Origin of the sequence: Blautia sp. MSJ-19 (assembly GCF_018918125.1) — a bacterium.
Taxonomy (GTDB): domain Bacteria; phylum Bacillota; class Clostridia; order Lachnospirales; family Lachnospiraceae; genus Blautia_A.
Window position 1 is genome coordinate 15,874 of record NZ_JAHLQA010000005.1, and the last position, 12,223, is coordinate 28,096.

At 44.6% G+C, this 12,223-nt stretch carries 9 protein-coding genes and 1 other annotated feature; all 9 genes read left to right on the forward strand.

All coding sequences use genetic code 11. The features are described from left to right. Positions 1-11: 11 nt before the first annotated feature. Positions 12-1,235 (forward strand): ABC transporter permease, encoded by a 1,224-nt coding sequence (locus KQI91_RS02400; RefSeq protein ID WP_216391284.1) that lies wholly within the window; start codon positions 12-14, stop codon positions 1,233-1,235. A gap of 266 nt (positions 1,236-1,501) precedes the next feature. Then, the gene (locus tag KQI91_RS02405; RefSeq protein ID WP_216391285.1) at positions 1,502-2,347 is read left to right on the forward strand and encodes a cell wall hydrolase; all 846 of its coding nucleotides are present in this window, start codon (positions 1,502-1,504) and stop codon (positions 2,345-2,347) included. A 129-nt stretch (positions 2,348-2,476) separates the two neighbouring features. Next, complete coding sequence (gene thrC, locus KQI91_RS02410; protein ID WP_216391286.1) at positions 2,477-3,967, forward strand: threonine synthase; 1,491 nt, start codon at positions 2,477-2,479, stop codon at positions 3,965-3,967. A 386-nt stretch (positions 3,968-4,353) separates the two neighbouring features. After that, positions 4,354-5,409 carry an aldose epimerase family protein gene (locus KQI91_RS02415; protein ID WP_253288335.1) on the forward strand — a complete coding sequence of 352 codons (1,056 nt, stop codon included), beginning with the start codon at positions 4,354-4,356 and terminating at the stop codon, positions 5,407-5,409. Positions 5,410-5,494: 85 nt separating this feature from the next. Next, positions 5,495-6,634 carry a SpoIID/LytB domain-containing protein gene (locus KQI91_RS02420; RefSeq protein WP_253288336.1) on the forward strand — a complete coding sequence of 380 codons (1,140 nt, stop codon included), beginning with the start codon at positions 5,495-5,497 and terminating at the stop codon, positions 6,632-6,634. 60 nt (positions 6,635-6,694) lie between these two features. Next, positions 6,695-7,594 carry a YihY/virulence factor BrkB family protein gene (locus KQI91_RS02425; RefSeq protein WP_216391287.1) on the forward strand — a complete coding sequence of 300 codons (900 nt, stop codon included), beginning with the start codon at positions 6,695-6,697 and terminating at the stop codon, positions 7,592-7,594. A gap of 40 nt (positions 7,595-7,634) precedes the next feature. Beyond that, positions 7,635-7,861, forward strand: a binding site (T-box leader). A 47-nt stretch (positions 7,862-7,908) separates the two neighbouring features. Further along, positions 7,909-8,928, forward strand: coding sequence for a phenylalanine--tRNA ligase subunit alpha (pheS, locus tag KQI91_RS02430; RefSeq protein ID WP_216391367.1), 1,020 nt, complete (start codon positions 7,909-7,911; stop codon positions 8,926-8,928). 158 nt (positions 8,929-9,086) lie between these two features. Beyond that, complete coding sequence (gene pheT / locus KQI91_RS02435) at positions 9,087-11,504, forward strand: phenylalanine--tRNA ligase subunit beta (RefSeq protein ID WP_216391288.1); 2,418 nt, start codon at positions 9,087-9,089, stop codon at positions 11,502-11,504. Continuing rightward, complete coding sequence (locus KQI91_RS02440; protein ID WP_216391289.1) at positions 11,504-12,118, forward strand: histidine phosphatase family protein; 615 nt, start codon at positions 11,504-11,506, stop codon at positions 12,116-12,118. The genes pheT and KQI91_RS02440 overlap by 1 nt, the downstream gene beginning before the upstream one ends. Positions 12,119-12,223: the final 105 nt, after the last annotated feature.

A 12,223-nucleotide genomic window follows, 5' to 3' on the forward strand; every position in this document is an offset into this window, starting at 1 on the left:
GTGGTGAGCGGATGTTTTGGCAGTCGGTAAACATGGCATGGCATGCTGTTACGGTAAACAAATTACGTACGTTTCTTACCATGCTTGGAATCATCATCGGAGTGGTTGCGCTGATCGTACTGGTGTCTATAGCGGATGGAGCGACAGATTCTGTGACGGATGAGATTTCCGGTATGGGAGCAAGCTATCTGACTGTGAGTATCACGGATGACAAAGAGAATCCACTGCGATTAAGTGAGATGTCAGATTTTGCTGAACCGGATGAAATCCAGGCAGTTGCGCCGGTATCCAGAACCAGTGTCACTGCAAAAAACGGTTATACCAGTGATACAATGACTCTGATCGGAACGAACGGAAGTTATGCGCAGATTCAGGAAATGGAACTTGCATATGGAAGGTTTCTGATGAATGCGGATATTGAAAATCATACGTATGTGGTAGTGCTTACTTATGATACTGCGGTGGAACTGATGGGAAGAGCTGATGTCACAGGAGAAACGATCGCACTGAATGGGAGAAGTTTTCTGATCGTCGGTGTCCTGAGTGAAGAAAGCAGTTCTTCTCTGACTGGAAATACAGGATTTGTGAGCAGCAGCTCAGATGATGATTCAGACAGTACAGTCACCCTGGAAGGTTATATTCCTTTTTCCACAATGACCAGGATTGCAGATAATATACTGGATATTACACAGTTCTATGCATCAGCGACGGACAGTGAAACACTGGACTATGCAGAAGCGGCACTCACAGAACTTCTGATGGATCGTTTTGGAGAGGATGAAGATGCATTTTCCGTGACAGACCAGTCCCAGATAATGGACACTATGACAAGTGTCAACAATACAATGTCGCTGATGATTGGCGGAATTGCAGCAATCTCTCTTCTGGTTGGCGGGATTGGAATCATGAACATCATGTTGGTTTCTGTGACGGAACGTACCAGGGAAATCGGTATCCGCAAAGCGATCGGAGCAAAGAAAGGAATGATTATGCTTCAGTTTCTGATTGAAGCATTGATGGTCAGCTTTATGGGCTGCATGGCAGGAATCGGAATTTCCTGGCTGATCCTGAAGGCGGCAGGAATATTTGTAGATTCGATGCAGTTCCAGATGGACATGAGGGTAGTATGGATCTCGGTAATCTTTTCAGGGGTGATTGGTATTGTATTCGGACTTTATCCGGCAGGAAAAGCTGCCGCAAAGAAACCGATAGAAGCGCTTCGATATACAGGATAAAAATGTCACATTTTTGTAAAAAATGAAGAAATGACATCGGAAATGCAAAAGATAAACGGATGCAGGAGAGGAATGTCGGACGAAATTACTTGACCCTTTTTGCCCCAAAACACTATAATAATTTCTGTCAGGAAAACAGTACTGGAAAAAAATTACTTGACATATCTGGGCTTATTAAATATAATTTGCTTATGCATTACAGAAATGTTACAAAAGAAATAAATTAAGAAAAAAAGACATAATGAAAATGCAAGGAATGTTTAAGTATGAGAAAAATAAGATTGACAGGAATTCATAACGACAGTGAGAAAGGCGGCAGAGAGCAGAATTCTTCTTTACATGGGTTTGTGTCACTGAGTGTCTGTGCACTGACAGTGCTGGCAGTTTCCGGTGGATGCAAGCTGATCGGAAGTGAGAGACAGAATCAGGTATATGCGGCTGCAGAGGACCAAAGCAGTATGATGTACGAGGACGGTGGATATACACTCCCGTCAGGAATTGCCGGAGTAGTTTCCGGTGTAAATGCAACACCGTCTGCAGGTATGACTGTGAACCGGATCGGGATTTCCTGTGATGATGTCATTGTCGGACAGCGCGTGCAGAAGGTGACCAGCAGTGCGGTGGAGATGAATGTCAGCGAATCCATGGCAACGACCATAGATACTTTCGATGAAAAAGTTGTATCGATGTCTTCATCTGCCAAGTTGATGTCTGATGAAGATTATGAGAATCTTCTGCAGATCGTAGAGGCAGAAGCCGGTACAGAAGACTTAAAGGGCAGGATACTGGTAGCGAATGTGATCATGAACCGTGTCAAATATGCGGAGTTTCCGGATAATGCGACGGATGTTATCTGGCAGTATATAGATGGAGTGGCACAGTTTTCTCCGGTTGCGGATGGAAGAATTTCTGAGGTCGTTCCTACAGATGAAACGAAAGAAGCTGTGAAGCAGGCACTTGAAGGTGTGGATTATTCTGAAGGAGCTCTGTTCTTTATTCAGAGATCAGCGGCGGCGAAGGGAAATGTACAGTGGTTTGACAAAAATCTTACCAGACTGTTCAAGCACGGCGTACATGAATTCTATACATATCCAGAGGAAGCAAAGAATTAAAAATATAAATTTGGAGGAGCAATAAAGTTCCTCCATTTTTTTATAGAATTTCCTATGGAATTTTACACGGCAACGTGGTATACTGTGACCAAAAATGAATGAAATCCAGAAGAAAGGCAGGAAGGATACATGCAGGTATTATATAAAAGCACAAGAGGAAAAGGAGAAACAGTAACAGCTTCCATGGCAATTTTAAAGGGACTTTCCGAAGATGGAGGACTGTTTGTTCCAACTGAGATTCCGAAACTGGATGTGCCGGCAGAGAAACTTGCACAGATGACTTATCAGGAGACTGCGTATGAAGTGATGAGCCGTTTCCTTACAGACTTTACAGAAGAAGAACTGAAGAACTGTATTGCGAATGCATATGATGCAAAATTTGACACAGAAGAGATCGCACCGCTGCATGAAGCGGACGGAGCGTATTTTCTGGAACTGTTCCATGGCGCAACGATCGCATTCAAGGATATGGCACTGTCTATCCTTCCGCATCTGATGACAACCGCAGCCAGAAAGAATCATGTCAGCAATGATATTGTGATTCTGACTGCTACTTCCGGAGATACTGGTAAAGCAGCACTGGCTGGCTTTGCAGATGTACCGGGAACAAAGATCATCGTATTCTATCCGAAGCACGGTGTCAGCCCGATCCAGGAAAAACAGATGGTCACACAGAAAGGTGACAACACTTATGTAGTCGGCATCACAGGAAACTTTGATGATGCACAGACTGCTGTCAAAAAGATGTTTAATGATCATGCACTCGCAGCAGAGCTGAATGAGGCAGGATTCCAGTTTTCTTCTGCAAACTCTATTAATATCGGCAGACTGGTGCCACAGATCGTGTATTATGTGTATGCATATTCCAGACTGGTCGGCAAGGGAAGCATCAAGGCAGGAGAAAAGATCAATGTAGTAGTTCCAACCGGTAATTTTGGAAATATCCTTGCAGCCTACTATGCAAAACAGATGGGACTTCCGATCGGCAAACTGATCTGTGCTTCCAATGAAAATAAAGTACTGTTTGATTTCTTCCGTACAGGAACCTATGACAGAAAGAGAGAGTTTATTCTGACAACATCTCCATCTATGGATATTTTGATCTCCAGCAATCTGGAGCGCCTTATCTATCGTCTGACCGGCGAGAATGCAGAGAAGTGTGCAGAGCTGATGCAGGCACTGAGTGAGGGTGGAGAATACACGATCACAGAAGAAATGAAAAAAGGACTGGCAGACTTTTACGGAAATTACTGCAGTGAGACAGAGACAAAAGATGCTATCCATGCGACTTACCAGAACAGCGATTATGTGATCGATCCTCATACGGCAGTTGCAGCAGGTGTTTACAAAAAATATCTTGCAGATACCGATGATCATACAGTGACGGTGATCGCATCAACTGCAAGTCCTTACAAATTTACAAGAAGCGTTATGGATGCAATTGCAGACAAAACAGAAGAGATGGATGATTTTGCTCTTGCAGACAGACTGTCTGAAATCTCCGGCGTAAAGGTTCCGAAGGCAGTTGAGGAGATCCGTACAGCTCCTGTACTTCATGACACTGTAGTGGATGCACCGGATATGCCGGATACTGTAAAGAAGATTCTTGGAATCCACTGATGAAGAAAAAAGATACTGAAATTTTTTCCAGTATTAGATATTGAAAAATTACATACAATAGAGTACAATAAAAAAAGAAAGAACGCACAGGAACACTTCTGGGATGTGCGAGGCCCCTTTTTTATTTGAACCTACATTGACAAATAGGGAATCCTAGATTGCTGCGGTGATGTCAGACCTCTCGTTGTGGTAGGCAGATCCTCAGTTGCGGACACCCATCCTGGCTTAGGCTAGGCGTCAGATGGAAGGGAACGGCATCCTGGAACCTGTAGAAATATTATGTGTCAATAGCAAGAAATGAGTCATAGAGATATGGCTCTTTTTTTAAATATAGGAACGCAGAAAGTACAGAGTGAAAATGGCGTTCGGTATTGGGAGGAAGAATTATGGTAACAAAAAAAACATTTGGCACATTGCCATCAGGAGAAGAAGTTTTGCTCTATCATCTGGAAAACAAATCCGGAGCATATGCTGAGGTCTCACAGTATGGAGCGATTCTGGTCAGACTTTGTGTGCCGGATTGGGATGGCAGACTGACAGACGTAGTGCTGGGGTATGATGATCTGGCAGGATATGAGACAAACGGTTGTTTCTTTGGTGCAACGATCGGACGGAGCGGGAACCGTATCGCAGGATCACGTTTCAGCCTGGAAGGCAGAGAAGTACTCCTTACACCAAATGAGGGACCGAACAATCTTCATAGTGGACCGAACGGATTCGAGAAAAAACTGTGGACAGCCGGAAGTATAGAAGAGAATAAAAATGCAGTGACCTTTTCCAGAATCAGTCCGGATGGAGAGAATGGATTTCCCGGAGAATTTAATGTTTCTGTTACATATGAGATGACCGAGGAAAATGCACTTCGTATCGTCTATGGCGGTGTATCTGACAAGACAACCGTTGCAAATATGACAAACCATTCTTATTTCAATCTGGCGGGAGAAGGAAGCGGCAGTGCAATGGATCAGTACCTGACGATTCATGCAGATGCATATACACCAGTTGGTGAAGGCTCAATTCCTCTTGGAGAAAATGCTCCGGTAGAGGGCACACCGATGGATTTCCGAAAAGCACACAGAATTGGAGATGAAATTGAGGCAGATTTCGAGCAACTCAAGCTTACAGGTGGTTATGATCACAATTATGTGACAGACGGTTATAATAAAGCGAGTGTAAGAGAAATCGCAAATGCCTGGTCTGACAAGACAGGAATTATGATGACTGTATGCAGTGACTGCCCGTGTGTGCAGTTCTATGCAGCAAACTTTGTAGAACAGGAGCATGGAAAGAACGGACATGTTTACAACAAACGAGAGGCATTCTGTCTGGAGACACAGGTAGAGCCAAATGCCGTAAATGTGGAGAATTTCCATTCCCCGATACTGGAGGCAGGAGAACGTTATTATTCTGAGACAATCTACAGCTTTTCTGTAAAAAAATAAAGCCTGAAAAAATTAATTGGTTATGTATCCGTTTCTCTTCATATAATGCAGTATGAAGAGAGGCGGATTTTTTATTGGAAAATTTATGATGGCAATATGGATGTGTGGAAGCTTGTTGTCCGGATATGCACAGAAAGTACAGGCAGCAGATCCCGTTATACGGGTGTTATTGACAACGACAGAGTTCCGTTCATACTATCATGAAACAGTCAGGATTGCGTACAATGGAAAGGAACGGACATATCAGGCAGAAGAACTGAACAGACAGGGGACGACGGTTCGGATTCCTGCACAAAAAGATGGAATACGTATCATGTCGACCGAGAGACAGTACGGCAATCCGGTCTATAGTGGAAGCATGGAAATCATTCCACGAAAAGAAGGACTGGTGCTGGTGAATGAGCTGACGCTGGAACAATATCTTACGGGTGTCGTGCCGAGTGAGATGCCGGCGGGATATGCCAGCGAAGCGTTGAAAGCACAGGCAGTCTGTGCAAGAACATATGCGTGGAAACAGATTCAGGAATATCGTGTGGAGGAGGGCGATGCGGATGTGGATGACAGCGTCAGTTTTCAGGTTTATGGGAACGTGGAACCACAAGCGTCTTCTACAGAAGCAGTCAGAGAAACGACCGGACAGATTCTCTGTCAGAACGGAGAACCGATAGAAGCGTATTATTTTTCGACATCTGCGGGAGTGACCAGTACGGATGAAATATGGGGAGCAGCAAAAGCGTCGGGATTTTTAAAAAGTGTTCCCTGCACGTTTGATGCAGAAGAACCATGGAGCAGCTGGAGTGTGGAAGAGCCGTGGACAATGATCGAGGAGCGGGTAAAAGACCGGGCAGGACAGGGCACAGAACTGAAAGCGGTTACAGTAACCAAGCGCAGTGAAAGCGGGGCGGCAACAGAACTTGAAATTGTCACAGATACAGATTCTTTCGAGATAAATAATGAATATGAGATCCGGAAATTTCTCGCACCGACAGATTGTGAGATTACCGAAAAAAACGGGATGCAGACAACAGGAGGTGTGCTTTTGCCAAGTGCTTATTTTGAGCTGGAAAACAGTCCCGGAGAAAAGCTGGTCCTTTCTGGAAAAGGGTATGGACATGGAGTAGGGATGAGCCAGACAGGAGCAAACCGGATGGCAGAACAGGGATATACTTACAGAGAAATTCTGGATTATTTTTTCCAAAATGTCACAATAGAAAATCTGGGATGACAGGGCAGGGATTTCATGGTAGAATAAACAGAAGCTTAGATGATTATCAGGAGAAAAAATATGGGGAAGAAAACAGAGAAAAGTACCATAGGATTGATTCTGGGATTCGTAAAACGAATGCAGGAAGATCATATTGGTGCTTACGCTGCACAGGCGGCATACTTTCTGATCATGTCGTTTATTCCATTTGTACTGGTACTGACTGCACTGGTGCAGTATACACCGCTGACATATCGTATGCTCCGGCAGGCAATCATAGGATTTGTTCCGTTGAATTTGCAGGATTTTGTACTTAAGATCATTGCAGAGGTATTTACCAAAAGCGCAACGGTCGTGCCGATCTCGGGTGTTTTTGCACTGTGGTCCTCCTGCAAGGGCATGCAGTCTCTGATTGCGGGACTTAATGTGATCTATCATGTAAAAGAAACACGAAACTGGCTGACGAACCGGTTGTATTCTATGCTGTATATGCTTTTATTTGTGATCGCGATCATCATAAGTCTCCTGCTTCTGGTTATGGGTAACCGTATCCATGCAGCACTTGTGATTCATGCGCCCCTTCTTGGGAGAATGCTTGGAAGACTTTTAAGCGCAAAGACATTTCTGGTATTTGTGGTGCTGTTTCTGGTATTTCTTGTTTTGTACAGATATCTGCCAAACAGAAAAGCATCTTTGAAGAGCCAGGTGCCGGGAGCATTTATCATTGCAGTGGCATGGTCGTTGTTTTCGTATTTCTTTTCGCTTTATTTTACATTCTTTCCGAATTTCAGCAATATGTACGGAAGCCTTTCTGCTTTGATCATGGTCATGCTGTGGCTGTATGTGTGCATGAATCTTCTTCTGTACGGTGCAGAAATCAATGCTTATTTCGAGAAAGAATTCCGTCAGGCACAGATGTCTTTGTGGCAGGGAATAAAAAAACTGCTTGACAGTTTTTGGGCACTGTGGCATAGTAAATAACAGGTTATGGCTGTTCAGTTAATTGAACAGTTATCATAAGCAATAAGCTGTGAAGGCGTTTTCAGGAGATTGTTTTCTTACAGAGAGAGGGAGTCAGCGGCTGTAAGCCCCCTTAAGTTCAGACAGTTTCTTAATTTCCCGCCGGAGCCTCATTTCTGAACTGTACAGTAGGAAGTGACGTGGATGCGCGTTAAGCATAACCAAGTGCTCATGGATGTATGTCTGTGGGAAACAGGGTGGTACCGCGGTTATAATTCCGTCCCTTTTCAGGGGCGGATTTTTTATGTTAAAAAAAGGAGAATAAAATCATGGATATGAAGGAAAAACTTCAGGAACTGGCAGAAACAGCCAGAAAACGGATCGAGGAATCAGATGGTCCGGAAAGACTGAATGAAGTAAAAGTAGCTTACCTTGGCAAAAAAGGTGAGCTGACAGCAATCTTAAAGAGTATGAAAGATGTTGCCCCGGAAGATCGTCCGAAGGTAGGACAGCTTGTAAATGAGACAAGAGCAAAGATCGAAGAGCATCTGGAAGAGACCAGAAAGAAACTGGAAGAGGCTGTCCGTGAAGAAAAAATGAAAGCGGAAGTCATTGATGTGACACTGCCGGCCAAAAAGGCAATGATCGGACATCGTCATCCGAACAGTATTGCACTGGAAGAAGTAGAACGTATCTTTATCGGAATGGGCTATGAAGTAGTCGAAGGTCCGGAAGTAGAATATGCGGATTATAACTTTACCAAACTGAACATTCCGGAAGATCATCCGGCAAGAGACGAGCAGGATACATTCTTTATCAATGATTCTATCCTTCTTCGTTCCCAGACTTCCCCGGTACAGGCACGTACTATGGAAAAAGGCAAACTTCCGATCCGTATGATCGCACCGGGCCGAGTATTCCGTTCTGACGAAGTGGATGCAACACATTCCCCGTCCTTCCATCAGATTGAAGGTCTGGTTATTGACAAGAACATCACATTCGCAGACCTTAAGGGAACTCTTCAGGAGTTTGCACAGGAACTGTTCGGACCAGAGACAAAGACAAAATTCAGACCACATCACTTTCCATTCACAGAGCCAAGCGCAGAGGTAGACGTTTCCTGCTTTAAATGCGGGGGCAAAGGATGCCGTTTCTGTAAGGGTTCCGGCTGGATTGAAATCCTCGGCTGCGGTACCGTTCATCCAAATGTGCTGAGAATGTGCGGCATCGACCCGGATGAATACACAGGATTCGCATTTGGTGTAGGCCTTGAGCGTATCGCACTCCTCAAATATGAGATCGATGATATGAGACTTCTGTATGAGAATGACGTTAGATTTTTGAAACAGTTTTAACTTGCACAGCAGAAAGGAAGCACGAGCGAAGCGAGTATTTACTTTCTGTGCAAGTTTAACGATGAAATCTTTGAGAGCCACCGCAGGTGGATCGGCAGACGCGCCAGCGGCTGGATTTCAGAGTCTATTATGAAAAATTCGAAAGGTGGATATAAAACATGAATACATCAATGTCCTGGATTAAAATGTATGTGCCGGATCTGGATGTAACAGCCCAGAAATACACAGATGCCATGACACTGTCAGGAACAAAAGTGGAAGGCTTCGAAAAACTGGACGCAGATCTCGACAAGATCGTGATCGGTCAGATCGAAAAAATAGAGAAACACCCTGATGCAGACAAACTCATCATCTGCCAGGTAAACATCGGAACAGAAACTGTCCAGATCGTAACAGGTGCCCCGAATGTCAAAGAAGGAGATAAAGTACCGGTTGTTCTGGATGGTGGACGTGTTGCAGGCGGACATGACGGCAAAATGACTCCTGGCGGGATCAAGATCAAAAAAGGCAAACTCAGAGGAGTTGAGTCCTGTGGTATGATGTGCTCCATCGAAGAACTTGGAAGCACAAGAGAAATGTATCCGGAAGCACCGGAATACGGTATCTACATCTTCCCGGAAGATGCGGTCGTAGGTGAGAGCGCAATCAAAGCACTTGGCCTTGATGATGTTGTATTTGAATATGAGATCACATCCAATCGTGTAGACTGCTACGGTGTGCTTGGTATCGCAAGAGAAGCAGCAGCTACTTTTGACAAGAAATTCGTTCCTCCTGTGGTAAAAGAAACAGGAAATGATGAAAAAGCATCGGACTACATCAAAGTTACCGTAGAAGATCCGGAACTCTGCCCGAGATACACAGCAAGAGTTGTCAAAAATGTCAAGATCGGACCATCTCCGAAATGGATGCAGAGATGCCTGGCTTCCAATGGAATTCGCCCGATCAACAACCTTGTTGATATCACAAACTATGTTATGGAAGAATATGGCCAGCCGATGCATGCATACGATCTGGATACTATCGAAGGCAGAGAGATCGTTGTACGTCGTGCGAAAGCCGGAGAAAAATTTGTAACACTGGATGGACAGGAACGTGAGATGGATGATCAGGTGCTGATGATCTGTGACGGACAGAAGGCAGTCGGCATCGCCGGAATCATGGGCGGTGAAAACTCCATGATCACAGACAATGTACACACAGTACTTTTTGAGGCAGCATGCTTCAACGGAACAAACATCCGTCTCTCTTCCAAGAGAATCGGACTTCGTACCGATGCATCCGGTAAGTTCGAAAAAGGTCTTGACCCGAACAATGCAAAAGAAGCAATCGACCGTGCATGCCAGCTCATGGAAGAACTGGGAGCAGGTGAAGTTGTAGGCGGAATCGTAGATATCTGCAACGAGACAAGAGAACCTTCCAGAGTACCGTTTGAGCCGGAACGCATCAATGCACTTCTCGGAACAGACCTTACAAAAGAAGAAATGCTTGCATACCTTGCAAAAGTAGAACTGACTCTGGATCCGGAGACAAATGAGATCGTAGCTCCGACTTTCCGTCAGGATATCCACTGCATGGCAGATGTGGCGGAGGAAGTTGCAAGATTCTTCGGATATGATAAGATCCCGACTACACTTCCGACAGGAGAAGCTACTACAGGAAGGCTTCCATTCAAACTCCGCATCGAGAATGTGGCAAGAGACATTGCTGAATACTGCGGTTTCTCAGAAGGAATGACATACTCCTTTGAAAGTCCGAAGGTATTTGATAAGCTTCGTATTGCTGAGGACAGTGATCTTCGCAAAGCAATCACGATCAGCAATCCACTTGGAGAGGACTACAGCATCATGCGTACAACAACTCTGCATGGTATGCTTTCTTCTCTGGCAACAAACTACAACAGAAGAAACAAAGGTGTCCGCCTGTATGAGATCGGCAAAGTATATCTGCCGAAAGCACTGCCGCTGACAGAACTTCCGGACGAGAGAGTACACTTTACACTTGGTATGTACGGCGCAGGTGATTTCTTTGACATGAAGGGTGTTATTGAAGAATTCTTCGAAAAATCCGGAATGAAGAAAAAAGTTCACTATACACCGGACAGTAACAAGACTTACCTGCATCCGGGAAGACAGGCAAATATCAGCTACGAAGGCAAAGTGGTCGGCTATCTTGGAGAGGTTCATCCAATCGTTGCAGACAACTATGGAATCGGAGAGAGAACTTATATTGCAGTTATCGATATTCTGGATATTCTTGAGTTCTGCGGATTCAACCACAAATTCACAGGAATCGCAAAATATCCGGCAGTTACCCGTGATTTAAGTATGGTTGTTCCGAAACACGTACTTGCAGGACAGATTGAGGATGTCCTTGAACAGAGAGGCGGAAAGATCCTGGAATCTTATCAGCTCTTTGATATCTATGAGGGAGCACAGATCAAGCCTGGATTCAAATCCATGGCATATTCTGTAGTATTCCGTGATCACGAAAAGACTCTTGAAGAGGCTGAGATCACAGCAGCAATGAAGAAGATCCTGAATGGTCTGACAGACCTTGGAATCGAGCTGAGAAGCTGATGAAACTTTATGTTGTACGGCATGGAGAGACTGTGTGGAACAAACTCCACAAGGTACAGGGAGCAGCAGATATCCCACTTGCCGAAAATGGAATCTCTCTTGCGGAGAAGACAGGGGAAGCGTTAAAAAACGTTCCTTTTGATCTCTGCATCACCAGTCCGCTTATAAGAGCCAGAAAGACAGCCGAACTGATCCTTGAGAAACAGCCGGCCGAAGTACCGGTGAAAGTGGATGCAAGGATTCAGGAGATCAACTTCGGTGTACTGGAAGGTGTCGTGTGCATGAATGATGCGCGTGAATATCTGGATTCACAGATGGAGAAGTTTTTTACGGATCCATGGAAGTTTGAACGACCGGAGAATGGCGAAAATATTCAGGATATTCTTGCACGGACAAAAGAGTTCTGGGATGAGATCACTCATGATCCGTCTCTTCAGCACAAGACGATTCTGATCGCATCTCATGGATGTGCAGTAAGAGCACTTCTTCATAATGTATATAACGATCCGGAAGACTTCTGGCACGGTTTTGTCCCTCCAAACTGCAGTGTAAATGTAGTTGAGGTTACGGACGGAAAAGCGGTTCTTCTCGAAGATGACAGAGTATATGCATAAAAATAAAAGATAAAATACACAGGCAGTTTCCGAAACGGGAACTGCCTGTTTTGTGCGATAAACAGTGAAAATATTGCAGTCGCAGTCACTTGTGAATTTTTTGTG